The organism is Micromonospora sp. WMMD723 (assembly GCF_049863385.1).
GTDB classification, from domain to species: Bacteria; Actinomycetota; Actinomycetes; order Mycobacteriales; family Micromonosporaceae; genus Micromonospora; species Micromonospora wenchangensis.
Genome location: NZ_JBMKNR010000001.1, coordinates 6,564,179 through 6,579,476, shown reverse-complemented (window position 1 = coordinate 6,579,476; position 15,298 = coordinate 6,564,179). Strand labels below are relative to the sequence as shown.

Annotated in this window: 11 protein-coding genes; 5 read left to right on the top strand and 6 right to left on the bottom strand. The window is 71.9% G+C overall.

The window, feature by feature from the left end; translation table 11 throughout:
* Genes ACN261_RS28485 through ACN261_RS28470 form a run of 4 tightly spaced genes read right to left on the bottom strand, consistent with a single transcriptional unit; the run spans position 1 to position 6,323 of the window.
* Positions 1-3,990, bottom strand: coding sequence for an amino acid adenylation domain-containing protein (locus tag ACN261_RS28485; RefSeq protein ID WP_425853096.1), 3,990 nt, complete (start codon positions 3,988-3,990; stop codon positions 1-3).
* A 25-nt stretch (positions 3,991-4,015) separates the two neighbouring features.
* Complete coding sequence (locus ACN261_RS28480; RefSeq protein WP_363655815.1) at positions 4,016-4,930, bottom strand: EamA family transporter; 915 nt, start codon at positions 4,928-4,930, stop codon at positions 4,016-4,018.
* Positions 4,927-5,634: a uracil phosphoribosyltransferase gene (upp, locus tag ACN261_RS28475; RefSeq protein ID WP_421482736.1), complete on the bottom strand. Its 708-nt coding sequence runs from the start codon at positions 5,632-5,634 to the stop codon at positions 4,927-4,929. Before upp ends, ACN261_RS28480 begins: the two co-directional genes overlap by 4 nt.
* Positions 5,635-5,639: 5 nt before the next feature.
* Entirely contained in the window at positions 5,640-6,323 is a 684-nt protein-coding gene (locus ACN261_RS28470) for a phosphoribosylanthranilate isomerase (RefSeq protein ID WP_421482734.1), read from the bottom strand.
* 398 nt (positions 6,324-6,721) lie between these two features.
* On the opposite strand from ACN261_RS28470, the gene ACN261_RS28465 reads away from it, so the two are divergent.
* Positions 6,722-7,618, top strand: a complete 897-nt coding sequence (locus tag ACN261_RS28465; protein WP_377687211.1) for a haloalkane dehalogenase — start codon at positions 6,722-6,724, stop codon at positions 7,616-7,618.
* A 50-nt stretch (positions 7,619-7,668) separates the two neighbouring features.
* Here the strand turns inward: ACN261_RS28465 and ACN261_RS28460 are convergent, their stop codons facing one another.
* Together ACN261_RS28460 and ACN261_RS28455 are read right to left on the bottom strand one after the other, a co-directional pair.
* Positions 7,669-9,489 carry a class I adenylate-forming enzyme family protein gene (locus ACN261_RS28460; RefSeq protein WP_421482732.1) on the bottom strand — a complete coding sequence of 607 codons (1,821 nt, stop codon included), beginning with the start codon at positions 9,487-9,489 and terminating at the stop codon, positions 7,669-7,671.
* Positions 9,486-10,316, bottom strand: a complete 831-nt coding sequence (locus tag ACN261_RS28455) for an aminotransferase class IV (RefSeq protein ID WP_421482731.1) — start codon at positions 10,314-10,316, stop codon at positions 9,486-9,488. The genes ACN261_RS28460 and ACN261_RS28455 overlap by 4 nt, the downstream gene beginning before the upstream one ends.
* Positions 10,317-10,628: 312 nt before the next feature.
* Between ACN261_RS28455 and ACN261_RS28450 the strand changes: the two genes are divergently transcribed.
* Genes ACN261_RS28450 through ACN261_RS28435 form a run of 4 tightly spaced genes read left to right on the top strand, consistent with a single transcriptional unit; the run spans position 10,629 to position 15,281 of the window.
* Positions 10,629-11,804, top strand: a complete 1,176-nt coding sequence (locus ACN261_RS28450) for a sulfotransferase family protein (RefSeq protein ID WP_421482729.1) — start codon at positions 10,629-10,631, stop codon at positions 11,802-11,804.
* Positions 11,801-13,048, top strand: a complete 1,248-nt coding sequence (locus ACN261_RS28445; protein ID WP_421482728.1) for an ABC transporter substrate-binding protein — start codon at positions 11,801-11,803, stop codon at positions 13,046-13,048. Before ACN261_RS28450 ends, ACN261_RS28445 begins: the two co-directional genes overlap by 4 nt.
* Before the next feature lie 38 nt (positions 13,049-13,086).
* The gene (cysD, locus tag ACN261_RS28440) at positions 13,087-14,019 is read left to right on the top strand and encodes a sulfate adenylyltransferase subunit CysD (protein ID WP_357929352.1); all 933 of its coding nucleotides are present in this window, start codon (positions 13,087-13,089) and stop codon (positions 14,017-14,019) included.
* Positions 14,019-15,281: a sulfate adenylyltransferase subunit 1 gene (locus ACN261_RS28435; RefSeq protein ID WP_421482727.1), complete on the top strand. Its 1,263-nt coding sequence runs from the start codon at positions 14,019-14,021 to the stop codon at positions 15,279-15,281. Before cysD ends, ACN261_RS28435 begins: the two co-directional genes overlap by 1 nt.
* The last annotated feature ends 17 nt before the right edge of the window (positions 15,282-15,298 follow it).

Sequence of the window (15,298 nt, the reverse complement as noted above, 5' to 3'; positions counted from 1 at the left end):
TCACTCCTCCAGGACCGACTCCAGCGCGACGGACACCGCGTCCTCGTCGCAGCCGAAGGCCCGGGTCATGGCGCGGGTGACGGCGGTCACCAGCCGGTTGTGCTGCTCGTCGGTGAGTGCGATCGGCAGGTGGGAGATGCTCACGTGCGGCCGGACCGGGCGACGCCGGGAGCGGGCGGGCAGCGCCGCCACCACCTGGTGGACCCCCGGTTCGCGCAGCACCCCGTAGTGGTCGGCGGCCAGGTCGACGACGACGGGGGAGAGGTTGCGGCGGGCGACGGCGGTGTCCAGGAAGGACTCCTGGTCGCCCCGGGTACGCAGTACCGTCACCGGGGCCCGCACCGGCCGTCGGGCGAGTTCGGCCTCGGTGTGCCGCAGCCCGTACGTGCGGGCCACGACCCGGGTGATCCGGCGGACCAGCGGCAGGTCCAGGGCGGGGAAGTGCCGCCTGACGAACGCGGCGAAGGTCTCCTCGTCCGTGACGGTGGCCAGGCACTCGTCGATCACCGGACCGGTGACCGTGCCGGCGAACACGGAGCACAGCACCGCCAGGTACGTCGGGTTGGCGAAGCTCGCCGGGCCGTCCGTGGCCGGGCCCTCCGGCACCCGGACCCGGGGTGACCCGGGGGCGATCAGAACGAGCTGGTCCACCTGCTCGCCGGCCTGCTCCAACTGGTACGCGGCCTCCACCGCGACCCGGGTGCCGAACGAGTAACCCCACAGCGTGTACGGGCCCCGGGGTTGCCGTTCCCGGATCGCCCGGATGTCCTCGGCCGCCATCCGGGAGATCGTCCGGTAGGGCTCCTCACCCGGGTTCACGCCGTACGCCTGTACGCCGTGGAAGGGACGCCCGGCGGTGCCGGCCAGCAGCCGCAGGTTCATCGGGTAGCCGCCGAGGCCCGGCCAGCAGTAGACGGAACGCCCCTCCCGGCCCCGCGCCAACGGCACCAGCCGGGATCTGCTCACCTGGTCCCGTTGCGCGACCCGTCGGGCGAGCTGGGCGACCGTCGGGTTGTCGAAGATGACCTGCATCGGCAGCGCCGCGCCGAACACCCGGTTGAGCCGGTTGATCAGGGCGACGGCGATCAGCGAGTTGCCGCCGCAGGCGAAGAAGTCGTCGTGGACGGACACGTCGTCCTGGCGGATCGCCTCGGCCCACAGGCGGGCGATGCGGTGCTCCAGGTCGGTGCGGGGCGCGACGAACGGCCGTTGCGGGCCGGGGTCGTCGGCGACCCGGGCGGCGAGCGCGGTGAGGTCGGTCTTGCCGTTGGCGGTCAACGGCATCCGGTCGAGGATCACCACCTTGTTGGGCAGCATGTAGTCCGGCAGCCGGCCGGCCAGGTCGTCGCGGATCAGCTCCGCCGGGCCCTTCATGTGGACGGCGTCCTCCTTCATTCCCCGGCCGGCCACCTGGGCGGCGCTGACCCGCCCACCCACGGCGAAGTACGACGGCCCGTCGGGCAGCCCGTGCCGGCGCAGGATGCCCCGGATGCGGTGGGCCGACGGCAGATCGTGGCCGGTGTCGGAGCTGTAGCCGGAGGACATGAAGCCGAAGCCGACGTCGTTCATGGACAGTCGCTGCAGGGCGCGTCCCAGGTCGACGTAGCGTCGCCACCGGGTCGACGTCGTGCTGATCATGCTGATGCCGATCGCGGCCCGGTCGTACACCTGCTGGTTGATGGCGATGACGTGCTGGCGCTGCACGAGGGCGTCGTCGAGGCGGACCAGTTCGCCGCCGTGGTACCGGTACTGCCCGGCGGGCAGGTCGACGCCCCGGTCCGGGTGGACCTGGACGTACAGGTCGATCTCGTCGCAGGGTGGCGGGGCGTACGGCGTCACCGCGAAGCTGCCCAGGTAGAGGTCCTCGGCGGCGCAGTCGAGGTGCCGGATGGTCTGCGGCGCGTGGTCGGTGGCGGTGATGCCCAGCCCGTACCCGGGCAGGACCTGTTCCAGCAGGCCGACCAGGTGGCCGGTCTCGATCTCCAGGACCTCGCGGATGTTGTTCTGGTAGACCGGTTCGATGGCCCGGCGTCGGCCCACCAGGTGCAGTCGGACGGTCGGCTCGGGTCGGGGCGGGGCGGGGCTGATCAGGACCAGCTCGTGGGTCAGCGGGTGGTGGTAGTAGTAGCCGGACGGCTGCCCCCACAGTTGGTGCAGCTCCAGGTAGACCTGGGTGGCGTTGAGCGCCCCGGGTGAGGCGTAGCCGTACTTGGGCAGCAGTCGTTCGTCGCTGACGAACTGCCCGAGGTAGCGGACGATCTCCCCGAAGGTGGCCAGGTCGAGCTGCCCGAGCGGGCGCGGCGGCACCGGGCCGGGCGGGGCCGGGCGCAGCAGCGCCAGCAGGTCGGCGCGGGTGACCGGCGGGCCCTCGTAGAACCGGTACGTCTTGCGGGCGAACACCCGCCGTACCTGCTCCGCGGTGGGTTCGGCCCCGGGCAGCGCGAGCACCGGCCGCCCGGCCAGCTCCTGCGGGGTACGCACCCCGACGTGCGCCAACTGCGCTCGGACCTGGAGCCGGCTCTCCTTCGACCGGTGGTGGGCGCCGTGGCGGCCCTGGTCCATCAGCGCGGCCTCGCGCGGGTTGAGTTCGACGACGGCGAGCAGGTGCGGATGCCCCGTACGCGGATCGTCGCGGACCAGCACCCCCGCGTGCCGGACCCACTGGTGGGCCTCCACGGCGAGGCGCACCTCGTCGAGTTCGACCCGGAACCCGCGCAGCTTCACCTGGTTGTCGACCCGCCCGACGAACCGTACGGTGCCGTCGGCCTGCCAGGCGGCCAGGTCGCCGGTGCGGTAGAGCCGTTCCCCGGTGACCGGGTCGGGCACGAACCGTTGCGCGGTCAACGCCGGCCGGTGCAGGTAGCCCCGGGCGAGCTGGATGCCGCCGATGAGCAGTTCCCCCACGGCGTCCCCGGTGACCGGGGCGTCGTCGGCGTCGACGATGACGTAGCGCAGGCCGGTGACGGGTCGGCCGATCGACACGGACTGCCCGGTGGGGTCGAGCCCGGCCGGGTCGACGGTGAACGCCGAGGAGTTGATCGTGCACTCGGTGGGGCCGTAGAGGTTGACCAGCGTGGCCGGGTGTGCCTTGAGCACGTCGGCGGCCAGCGTGGTGGACAGCGCCTCGCCGCCGGTGAAGACCTGCCGCAGGCTGGTGCAGGTGCCGAGACGCTCGGTGTCGACGAGCGCCCGCAGCAGGGTCGGTACGCACTGCAGGGCGGTCACGCCGTGCCGGCGGATGCTCGCGATGATGGCCTCGGGGTCGCGGTGCAGGCCGGGGGTGCCGGCGACGACGGTGCCGCCGCAGGCCGGGGCGAGGATCTCCCACTGCGCGGCGTCGAAGCTCATCGGGGTCTTCTGCAGGACGACGGCCTCGTCGAGCCGGTAGGTGTCGCGCAGCCAGCGCAGTTGGCTGACGATGCTGCGGTGCTCGATCATCACCCCCTTGGGTCGCCCGGTGCTGCCGGAGGTGTAGATGACGTAGGCCAGGTCGCGGGGGCGTGGCCGGTGGTCGGGCACGTCGGGTCCGGACGTGTCGTGCCAGGCGCTCAGCGGTACGACGGCGGTGTCGGGCGGGACCAGGTCGGTCAGCCGCTCGACGAGGTCGTCCTGGGCGACGACGAGGCGGATCCGGGCGTCGGCGGCCATGTAACGCAGCCGCTCGTCGGGGTAGTCCGGGGCCAGCGGCAGGTAGGCCGCCGAGGCGTACAGGATGCCCCAGGCCCCGACGACGAGCCCGACGGACGGCTCGGCGAACAGGCCGACCCGGTCGTCGGGGCCGGCGCCGCGTTCGCGGAGCTGGGCGGCGAGGGCACGGGCCCGGCGGGCCAGTTCCCGGCGGGTGACGCCGTCCGGCCCGTGCCGGACGGCGACCGCGTCGGGGTCCGCCCGGACCTGCTCGTCGAGCAGGTCCGGCAGGGTGGCGGCGGGTGGGTGGTGGGCGTCTTCGCCCGGGTCGTGGGTGTCGGTGGTGGCGGGCGTGGTGCGCATGCTTCCCCCTGTGGTGGGTGACGCCTCACCGGCTGGTCAGCGCGGGTGACGCCACCGGCTCCGCGGCGGGTGGCGGTGCCGGCGGGGACGACCTGCGTTGGGCGAGGGCGACTGCGGCGACGATGACCAGGCCGCCGACGAGCTGGGTCAGGCTGAGCCGTTGGTCGAGGAAGGCGAAGCCCAGCAGGCTGGCGACGATCGGGCTGACCAGGCTGAGGAACGACGCGGCCAGGGCGGGCAGCCGTTCCAGGCCACGGAACCAGACGGCGTAGCCGAACAGCGAGCCGACGATCCCCAGGTAGGCCAGTCCGGCGAGGTTGGGGCCGGTGAGGTGGTCGGGCAGCCCCTCCATCAGCAGGGTGGTGGGGAGCAGGACGAGCCCGCCGGCGGTGAGCTGCCAGCCGGTGAACTGCAACACCCCCACCCCGGGCGGCCGGGCCCAGCGTTTGGTCAGCACGATCCCGCTGGCCATGCTGGCCGCACCGGCCAGGGCCGCGACGACGCCGAGCGGGTCGAGCGCGGCGGTCGGGCGCAGCACCAGCAGCGCGACCCCGGTCGCCCCGAGCAGGCACGCCACGACGTGCAGCGGCCGGATCCGGTCACGCAGCAGCAGCGCCGCGAGGATCAGCACCAGCATCGGCTGGAACGACATGATCAGCGCGGCGACGCCGCCGGGCAGCCGGTAGGCGGCGACGAAGAGCAGCACGAAGAACAGGCCGATGTTGAGGGTGCCGAGCACCAGCGCCCGCCAGATCCACGTGCCGCGCGGCACCACCCGGCCGAGCGCCATCAGGGCGAGCCCGGCGGGCAGGGCGCGGGCCAGGGCGGCCAGGTAGGGCCGGCCCGGGGGCAGCAGTTCGGTGGTGACGAGGTACGTGCTGCCCCAGATCGCCGGGGCCAGCGCGGTGAGCCCGACGTCGCCGATTCCGCCGCGCCTCATCGGGGCTGGTCCGTGCCGAAGTAGCGGTCACCGAAGTCGCCGATGCCGGGCACCATGTAGGCGTCGGTGTTGAGGCGTTCCTCGATGGCGGAGGTGACGATCCGGACCCGGGGGTACCGGGCGTGGACGGCGCTGATGCCCTCCGGGGAGGAGAGCAGGGTGACGAAGACGATGTCCTCCTCGAACACCCCGTACTCGCGCAGCAGCCCGAGGGCGGCCAGCGCGGTGCCGCCGGTGGCGAGCATCGGGTCCAGCAGCAGCACCTGGGACGTGGCGATGTCCGGCGGCAGGGCCGCGTAGTGGAAGTGCGGCAGCTTCGTCGTCCGGTCCCGCTGGATCAGGATCTTGCCGATCCGGGTCTGCGGCAGCATGGCCCGCAGTTCGGACTCCATGCTCTCGCCCGCGCGGGCGATGGACACCCCGCAGACAGGCGCGGCCGGGCGCAGCCCGTGGTAGGTCTGCCCGACCGGGGTGCGCACCGGCGTGGGGACGACCGGGAGCAGGTCCAGGGCGGTGTCGAGGAGCAGCCGGAAGATCTGGGCGGAGGTCTGCACGAAGTCGGCCCGGGAGGCGTCGCGGTCCCGGATGACCGTGTGCAGCGCACGCAGCCGGTTGGTCTGCGGCAGCAGGTGCAGCCGGTCGGTCGCGGCGGGGGCGGTCACGGTGTGGGTGGTCACGGTGGGGTCGATGGCGGTGTCGGTCATGGTTCTCAGTCCTGTCCGGCGAGGTCGGCGAACGCCTGGCGGGCGGCGGTGACGAACCGGCGCACCTTGGCCCGGTCCTTGCGACGGTCGGGGCCCTCCAGGCCGGTGTGCGCGTCGACGGCGGCGGGGCGTACCGCCGCGATGGCCGCCGCCACGTTGTCGGGGTTCAGGCCACCGGCGAGCATCAGCGGCCGGGGGGCGATCCGGACCAGCTCGGCGCTGACCGACCAGTCGTGGGTCAGACCGGTCGCGCCCTTGGCCCCGGTGGCAGGGTTGAAGCTGTCGGTGATGTACATGTCGACCCACTCGGCGCTCTCGTCGACGATCTTGGTCAGCTCGTCGATGTTGTCCTCCTTGACCACCAGGCTCTTGAGGACGTAGAGGTCGGGGTCGATCCGGCGCAGCTTCTCCAGCTGGGCGGGCTCGACGTCGCCGTGCAACTGCACGGCGGTGACGCCGAGTTCGGCGCAGAACTGCCGGATCTCGTCGGCCTCGGTCAGGTAGGTGATCAGGACGCCCCGGTGCCGGGGCTGGATCGCCGCGACGATGGCCGCGGCGTCGGCCTCGGACAGGTCCTCGTTCTTCGCCGGCAGCCGCAGGGCGAACCCCAGCCAGTCGGCGCCCTCCGCGCAGATCAGGTCGGCCTCGTCCTGGTCGATGATCCCGGCCACCTGGATCAGTCCCTGCATCTGCTGCTCCCTCTCTGTGTGAAACGCCGGTCGGAATCTCCACCGACGGAAATCCCACGTATGCGTCGACCAATCCGGGGATCCGGGACGGACCCGGCCCCGGTCGACTCGACGAGAGAAACGTACGAAACGAACGGCACCGGGGGACAGGCCCATGTCCGGCCCCGCGTCGGTGCCACTTCCACCGATGGCACCGCACCGACGACGAAGCGGCCCCACCTGCGCGCGGTGGAGCCGAAAAGGATTCGCCATGTCATTGTTTGAATTCTCGCGAACAATTCATGAATGGCGCCGCCCCGCTGAGCGTGAAACGGCCGCCGATGACGGGACACGCCGTCACGACGATGTCACGGAATTGCCCGGACCCCTTGCTATCACTGTGCCGAGGAGGTCCACCAGTGACAACGAGTTCCACACCCGCCGCGGTTTCCGTCTCCGCGGCCGACCCGCACCCGCGCCGGCGCATCGACCTGTGCGGTACCCATCTGTCGTACGTCGACGTGGGGGCCGGCGACCCGATCGTGTTCCTGCACGGCAACCCCACGTCCTCGTACCTGTGGCGCAACGTCATCCCGGCGGTCCGCGACCTGGGCCGCTGCCTCGCCCCCGACCTGGTCGGGATGGGCGACTCCGGCCCGGCGTCCGACGGCGGCTACCGCTTCACCGACCAGGTGCGCCACCTCGACGCCTGGTTCGACGCCGTGGTGGGCGACCAGCCGGTCACGCTGGTGCTGCACGACTGGGGTTCGGCGCTGGGCTTCCACTGGGCGGCCCGGCACCCCGACCGGGTCCGGGCCGTCGCCTACATGGAGGCGATCGTCCAACCCCGCCGGTGGAGCGACTTCGAGGCCGGCCGCGACCAGCTCTTCCGCGCCATGCGCTCACCCGAGGGGGAACGCCTGGTGCTCGAGGAGAACTTCTTCGTCGAGGTGGTGCTGCCCCGCAGCGTGGTGCGCCCGCTGTCGGAGGCGGAGCTGGACCGCTACCGTCGGCCGTTCGGTGACCCCGACTCCCGGCGGCCCACCCTCGCCTTCCCCCGGGAGCTGCCCATCGAGGGCGAACCGGCGGACGTGACCGCCGTCGTCGAGGAGTACGGCCGCTGGCTGGCCGCCTCCCCGGTGCCGAAGCTGCTGGTGGTCGCCGAGCCGGGGGCGCTGCTGACCGGTCGGGCCCTGGCGTTCGCCCGGACCTTTCCGAACCAGCGCGAGGTCACCGTCACCGGCAGCCACTACGTGCAGGAGGACTCGCCGGACGAGATCGGCGCCGCCCTGCGGGACTTCGTCGCCGGCCGGTGAACGCGGCCGTGGGGCGGGCGGTCGGGGAACCGCCCGCCCCACGTGGCTGCTCAGGCCGCCGAGGTGGCCCGCTCCTCCTGCGGCGACTCGACCGTCGCCGACGAGGCGCTCAGCTCCCGCAGGATCGACTGCTCGGTGCGGGTCCGTGCCACGTCCAGCCCACCGTCCTCGTCGGTCAGCAGGAGCTGGGCGAACTGCGCGCGTACCTCGCGCTTGAGCACCTTGCCGGTGACCCCCAGCGGGATCTTGGTGTCCCCCTTGGAGATGACCGTCGCGGCCAGCTCGTGCCTGCCCGCCGCCCGCAGCGCCCGGTTGATCCGGGTCAGCAGCTCCTCGGCGGTGAGGTCCGACCCGTCGATCAGGCGCAGCGCGGCGATCGGGGCGAACGAGGTCGGCTCGACCGGGTCGACCACCCCGACGACGGCGCAGTCCACCACCGCCCGGCACGCCTTGAAGATCTCCTCCTCGAGGGTGAGGCTGTAGACCGGGCCGCGCCGCGTCGTGATCACGTCCGTGGTCCGGTCGTAGTGGTAGAACCGGCCCTTGTCGTCCTTGTAGCCGATGTCGCCGGTGAGCCAGTAGCCGTTGCGGATCGACTTGTGCGTCAACTCGTGGTTGCCCCAGTAGCCCAGGGTCACCGTCGGGGTGTGCACCGCCAGGTAGCCGACCTGGTTGGGGCCGAGCTCCCGACCGTCCTCGTCGAAGACGACCGCGTCCTCGACGATCGGCTCCGGGTAGCCGACACAACGGTTGTAGGCGTTGGTCTTGGGGCCGTGGATGTTGAGGAACAGGGCCATGCCCATCTCCGAGGCGCCCAACCCGTCGAGGTAGTGCGACCCCGGCCGCCAGGTGCCGTTCTCCCGGTGCCGGCCGAGCCGGACCAGCTCCCGCACGTGCGCCTCGTGCGAGGCGTCCGCCGTGCTGATCCAGGTCGTCACGTTCGACGCGGCGGACGGCTCCAGGCCGAGCGCGAGCATCTCGGTGAAGGTGATCGGGAAGCCCGTCACCACGCTGGGCTTCCACCACCGCATCGCCTCGGCCACCGTCGCCCCGTCCTGGGACTCCATGACCAGGGTGGGCAGGCCGATGAGGGTGGCCATCATCATGTAGCTGTAGCCCGACGAGTGCGAGGCCGGGAAGGCCAGCAGCATCTTGTCGTCCGGCCCCGACGGCAGCGTCATGATCCGGGGGCGCTTGCCGGCGAAGAACTGGCGGTGGCCGAACGTGGCGGCCTTCGGCATGCCGGTGGTGCCCGAGGAGTGCGAGATGAGCACCGGGTCGCGGTCGCCGTGCCGGTACGGGTAGACCCCGGGCAGCGGGCCGGCCGGCGGCGCGGCGTGCATCGCCTCCTGCGAGGCGGTGAACCGGAACGGACGCGCGTCGGCCATCCCGTTGAGCAGCGGGCCGAGCTTGTCCGCGTCGACCACCACGCCGACCGCGTCGAGCCGGGAGAGGTACTTGGCGGCGGTGTCGGGCACCATGTTCGGGTTGATCACGGCGGGGATCGCGCCGAGGCTGTTGAGCGCCAGGAAGTGCACGAAGCTCGCCATGCCGTTGCGGGTGAAGACCCCCACCCGGTCGCCGTGGGTGACCCCGGCGTTGTGGTACCACCTGGCGTACCGCTCGGTCTGGTCGCGCAGCGTCGCCAGGCTGTAGACGACCAGGTCGTCCGGGCCGCCGCCGGGCGGCAGGTGGTGGAACAGCGGGGCGTCGTGGTCCTGTCCCCGCTCCAGGGCGTGCCACAGGAAGTCACCCGCGCCGAGCTGACGGGTGGCCAGCAGCTCCAGCCGGGCCCGCAGCCCCCGGTGCGACCGCCCGAAGTGCATACGCGGGACCGATGCCAGATAACGCTGTAGTGACCTGAGCTTCATGGTGCCTCCTCGGTGCTTCGGTGCGGCCAGATGGCCTCGGGGTCGGGCAGGGGTTCGGTCAGCGCGTCGAGATGGGCGCGCCAGTCGTGCAACCGCCGCGCGTCGGCGGGGGCGGTCGGCTCTCCGTTGATCCGGGTCAGGACCCGGATTCCGTGCAGGGCACTGGTGATCCACACCTCGCTGTCGAGCAGCTCCGCCACGCTGGGCAGCCGGTGCCGTACCGGCGTCCCCAGCTCGGCGCAGCGGTCGAGCAGCAGCCGCCGGGTGACGCCGGGCAGGATCCGCCCGTCCTCCGGTGGGGTGTGCAGGACGCCCGACGACCACCAGTAGATGGTGCTGAACGCCCCCTCGCGGACCCGACCGTGCTCGTCGCAGAGCAGGGCCTCGTCGGCGTCCGCGTCGTGGGCGGCGGCTCTGATCTTCTCCAGCTCCTCGAAGTCCGGCCCCTTGAGGTGGGGCAGCCGCCGGGGGTCCGGATGCGGCCACACCCAGCCACGGGCCTCACCGACCCGGGGCGGGGCGGGCCGCAGCCGCAGGGCCAGCCGCTGGGTGGGAACCAGGTGCAGTTCGATGCGGGGAAACCACACCCCGGAACGGGGCAGCGCCGTGGTGACCGACGCCCCGAAGGACGCCACCCGGTGCGCCGAGACCCCGAACCGTCGTACGGCCGCGCCGAAGCGCTGCCAGTGCAGGCGGTACGCCCGGGCCCGGCCGTCGGTCAGGAGCCAGGAGTCGGCCACCACGGGGCGGTACCGACTATCCTCGATCCCTTCGCGGACCCCCGTCTCCCACAGCAGCAGGGGGACGGCCCGAGTCGCCGGCGGCATCTTCTTCTCCGATCCGTGGTGTGTCGCCGATTGGCTGGGCCGACCATAGGGCGGCCGTGAGGTCCCGCTCCAGAGCCACGTTGACGCCGTACTCCGGGCCACTTGTCGCCCGCCGGCTTTGGTCCCGTGCGAACCCCTGATGTGGCCCTGTACCGACCGTGGTCGGGTGCCTATCGTCGCTACCTACCGTGATCGCTGTTCACATTCGTCACCGTCCGTCGGCACGTCCGGCCCGGTGGGGGCGGGGGCACCGACCGCACGGACCGGCAGCCCGAGCCGCCGCGTTTCCAGCCAGACAGAGGGGAGTACGCCGTGACCGCCGTCATCGAACCCACTCAGGACACCTATCGGGTGGACGAGTTCGTCGAGGCCGCCCGAGCGAGGGCGGGAGTTCCGGACTTCGAGTTCGCGCACCTGGACGCCCTCGACCGGTTGCTGCGGTCGTTGGACGCCGAGGGCGGCCTGAACGAGGCCGGTCGCCGGTCGGTCCGGGGCGCCCTGGTCGCCGCGCTGGCCACCCAGGCCGCCGCGCACCGGGCCCGGGTGAAGAACCCGGAGATCGCCTCGGTCGAGATCAACCAGCCGGTGTTCATCACGGGCATGACCCGCAGTGGCACCACGCTGATGCACAACCTGCTCGGCCAGCACCCGGACCTGCGTTCCCCCGACCTGTGGGAGCTGATGGCGCCGGCGACCGACGACCGCGACGAGGCGACCCGGCAGGCGCTCGTGCAGGCCGCGGAGAACTTCTGCGTCGACTACTACACCGTCGCGCCGAAGCTGAAGCCGGTGCACCTGTGGGAGCCGCACCGCCCCGACGAGGACCACCGGCTGACCGCCCCCACGTTCAAGACGATGGCGTACGAGCTGCGCTACACGGTGCCCAGCTACGGCGAGTGGCTGCGGACCCAGGACCAGTACGACGCCTACGACTACCACCGGTACCTGATGCAGCACATCGTCTGGCGGGTACCCACCGACACCCTGGTCCTCAAGGACCCGTTCCACCTGTGGCGGGCCGACGCGCTCGCCCGCACCTACCCGGACGCCCGGCTGATCTACATGCACCGCGCCCCGAGCGTCACCATCCCCTCCACCTGCAGCCTCACCGAGATCATTCGACTCGCGCGCGCCGACCGGGTGGACCGCCTCGCGCTCGGTAAGCTCTGGACCGAGCGCTTCGCCGAGATGCTCGACCTGTTCGCGCGGGCCGAGCAGGAGCAGCTCGCCGGCACCCCGGTGCTCGACGTCGACTACCAGCGCCTGATGGCCGACCCGATCGCCGTGATGGCCGAGATCTGCGACTTCCTCGGTGCCCGCTGGGACGGCGAGGTCGAGAAGGCGTTCCGCGACTACCTCGCCGCGAACCGCAAGGACAAGCTCGGCAAGCACGTCTACCGGGCCGAGGACTACGGCCTGGACGCCGACGAGCTGGACGAGCGCTTCTCCGCATACCTGACGAAGTACCAGATCGGAGGACGGGCGTGAGCACCACGTCGGAGCCCACGGTGCTGCAGACGGTCACCGAGCAGGTCCGCGCCTTCGCCCGTACGGTCGACGGCGCCCCCACGGTCACCGTAGGCATCGTGACCCCGCTGTCCCTGCCGGGCGACCCGACGGCCGGCACGCTGACCGCACGCGGGGCCCTGATCGGCGCGGAGTACGTCCGCGACCACGGCGGCATCCGCGACGGCCTGCAGTTCGACTTCGTCGTCCGCGACGACCAGGAGACCGTCACCCTCGACGGCGGCACGATGCCCCGCTCGGCGGTCGGCGCGCTGGCGAAGGTCGCGATCGTCGACCGGGCGCTGGCCGTGCTCGGGCCCTGGCACCTGCGCTACACCGAGGAGGTCGCCGACCTCGCCGACCGGATCGGGGTGCCGCTGTTCATCGAGAACGCCCACCCCGAGGTCACCGCGCGCAAGCGCCGGGCGGTCTTCCGCACGTTCACCTCGATGGCCGAACGCGCCCCGGTGCTGATCCGGTTCGCCGCCGACCAGGGCTTCCGGCGGGTCGGTCTGATCCACGCCGACACGGTCTTCGGGCGCAGCGCCGCCGCGCTGCTCACCGCCGAGCTGAAGGCGGCCGAGGAGCCCATGGAGCTGTACTCCGTGGAGTTCGACCAGGAGTCGACGACGGACCTGCGTCCCCAGCTGCGCGAGATCCAGCAGTGGGGGCCGGACGTGGTGATCAACGTCGGGGTGGTGCGCACCAACCACCTCATCGTGCAGCAGGCGGCGGAGATCGGGCTGCTGCCGCAGGTGCCCATGCTGGCGCCGTTCCAGTGGCCGCTGCGGGCGCCTGACTACTGGAAGGCGCTCGGCGCGCACGGCCTGCACATGGTGTGGCCGGCCACCCAGTTCAGCCCGAACTGGTCGGGGCTGACCCCGATCGGCAGGTGGTTCGTGGACCGCTACCGCGACACGTACGGCACGATGCCGCCGGACACCGCCCTCAACGCCTTCACCGACATCACGATCATCGCGCAGGCCCTGCGGCAGGCGGACCGGGTCGGCCGGGAGGAGCTGATCGCCGCGCTGGAGAAGGGCACCTTCGACACCTGGCGTGGTCCGGTCAGCTTCACCCGCGGCGAGACCCACTGGCACCACAGCCCGCCTCCGGTGGTGCTGCAGCAGTACCAGGAGATCGACCAGGACATCTCCACCGTGCCGATCGTCTACCCGCCCGAGCTGCGTACCGCCGGGTACGTGCGGCCGGGCTCCTCGACCTGACCGGCCTGACCGGCCGACACCTGTGGGGAGACAACGCCATGGCGTTCACTTCGACCGCATCCGAAACCTCATCCGACCTGCGGATGTCCTACCTCGACGTGCTCGAGGCCGAGGCGGTGCACATCATCCGCGAGGTGGCGGGCACGCTGGAGCGTCCCGTCCTGCTGTTCAGCGGCGGTAAGGACTCCGCCGTCATGCTCCACCTGGCCCTCAAGGCGTTCCTGCCGGGCCAGCTGCCCTTCCCCGTACTGCACGTCGACACCGGGCACAACTTCCCCGAGGTGATCGAGTACCGCGACAAGGTCGTGGCGGAGCACCAGCTCACGCTGCGGGTGGCGCACGTGCAGGACTACATCGACGACGGCCGGCTCACCGAGCGGCCCGACGGCAGCCGCAACCCGTTGCAGACCGTCCCGCTGCTCGACGCCATCACCCAGCACCGCTTCGACGCCGTGTTCGGCGGCGGGCGGCGCGACGAGGAGAAGGCCCGGGCCAAGGAGCGGGTGTTCTCGCTGCGCGACGAGTTCGGGCAGTGGGACCCCCGCCAGCAGCGCCCCGAGCTGTGGAACCTGTACAACGGCCGGCACGATCCGGGCGGGCACGTACGGGTCTTCCCGCTGTCGAACTGGACCGAGCTCGACGTGTGGCACTACATCGCCCGGGAGGAGATCCCCCTGCCGGCCATCTACTTCGCCCACCAGCGTGAGGTCTTCCTGCGCAACGGGATGTGGCTGGCACCGGGGGAGTGGGGCGGTCCGCGCCGCGACGAGCAGGTGCAGGAACGCACCGTGCGGTACCGCACCGTCGGTGACATGTCCTGCACGGGCGCCCTGGAGTCGGGGGCCGCGACCATCGACGAGGTGATCGCCGAGATCAGTCTGTCCCGGATCACCGAGCGCGGTTCGAGCCGGGCCGACGACCGGATGTCCGACACCGCCATGGAGGACCGCAAGCGGGAGGGGTACTTCTAGTGACCACACTCAGCCTCGACACCACGCGCGACGGGGAGCTGCTGCGGCTCGCCACCGCGGGCAGCGTCGACGACGGAAAGTCCACCCTGGTAGGCCGACTGCTCTACGACTCCAAGTCGGTGCTGGCCGACCAGTTGGAGGCGGTCGAGTCCGCCAGCCGTGCCCGTGGCTACGGCCAGGCCGACCTCGCCCTGCTGACCGACGGGCTGCGGGCCGAACGCGAGCAGGGCATCACCATCGACGTCGCCTACCGCTACTTCGCCACCGGCAACCGCCGGTTCATCCTGGCCGACACCCCCGGGCACGTGCAGTACACCCGGAACATGGTCACCGGCGCGTCCACCGCGCACCTGGCCGTGATCCTGGTCGACGCCCGGCACGGCGTGGTGACCCAGACCCGGCGGCACACCGCGGTGGCCGCGCTGCTGCGCACCCCGCACGTGGTGCTGGCGGTCAACAAGATGGACCTGGTCGGTTTCGCCGAGGACCGGTTCGCCGAGATCGACGACGAGTTCCGCCGGCTGGCGGGTTCGCTCGGTGTCCCCGACGTGCGGTCCATCCCGTTGTCGGCGCTGCGCGGTGACAACGTCGTCGACGCCTCGACGGAGATGCCCTGGTACACCGGGCCGACCTTCCTGCAGCACCTGGAACAGGTGGACCTCGACGAGGACCTGACCGCCCTGCCGGCCCGGCTGCCGGTGCAGTACGTCCTGCCCGACGGGTCGCTCGCCGGTCAGCTCGTCGCCGGCCAGCTCCGTCTCGGGCAGCAGGTCCTGGTCACGCCCGCCGGCCGGCCGGCGGTGGTCACCGCCCTCCAGCGGCTCGGCACGCCGATCGAGAACGCCCGCGCGGGCATGTCGATCAGCGTGAAGCTCGACGGGGCGGGCGAGGTGGGACGCGGCGACATGATCGTCGCGGCGGACCGGATCCCGACCACGACCCGGCAGGTCACCGCGACGCTGTGCCACGTCGCCGAGCGTCGGCTCGGTGAGGGCGCCCGGGTCCTCGTCCAGCACCAGACCCGGGTGGTCGAGGCGACGGTGGCGTCGATCGTCGACCGCCTCGACCTGGCCACCCTGGAGCACACCCCGAACTCCGACCCGCTGGTGGTCAACGACATCGCGACCGTGGTGCTGGACCTCGACGAGCCGATCGCCGCGGACCCGTACCGGCTCATCCGGGGCACCGGGTCGCTGCTGCTCATCGACCCCGCCGACGGGGCGACCCTCAGTGCCGGCCTGGTGGGTCCGGCTTTCCGATGAATCAACCGAAGGATGTA

What these genes read in the sequence shown, in the direction of transcription:
- ACN261_RS28480 (WP_363655815.1), bottom strand. Translation starts at nt 4,930, where the DNA reads ATGAGGCGCGGCGGAATCGGCGACGTCGGGCTCACCGCGCTGGCCCCG.
- ACN261_RS28485 (WP_425853096.1), bottom strand. Translation starts at nt 3,990, where the DNA reads ATGCGCACCACGCCCGCCACCACCGACACCCACGACCCGGGCGAAGAC.
- ACN261_RS28470 (WP_421482734.1), bottom strand. Translation starts at nt 6,323, where the DNA reads ATGCAGGGACTGATCCAGGTGGCCGGGATCATCGACCAGGACGAGGCC.
- upp (WP_421482736.1), bottom strand. Translation starts at nt 5,634, where the DNA reads ATGACCGACACCGCCATCGACCCCACCGTGACCACCCACACCGTGACC.
- ACN261_RS28460 (WP_421482732.1), bottom strand. Translation starts at nt 9,489, where the DNA reads ATGAAGCTCAGGTCACTACAGCGTTATCTGGCATCGGTCCCGCGTATG.
- ACN261_RS28455 (WP_421482731.1), bottom strand. Translation starts at nt 10,316, where the DNA reads ATGCCGCCGGCGACTCGGGCCGTCCCCCTGCTGCTGTGGGAGACGGGG.
- cysD (WP_357929352.1), top strand. Translation starts at nt 13,087, where the DNA reads ATGGCGTTCACTTCGACCGCATCCGAAACCTCATCCGACCTGCGGATG.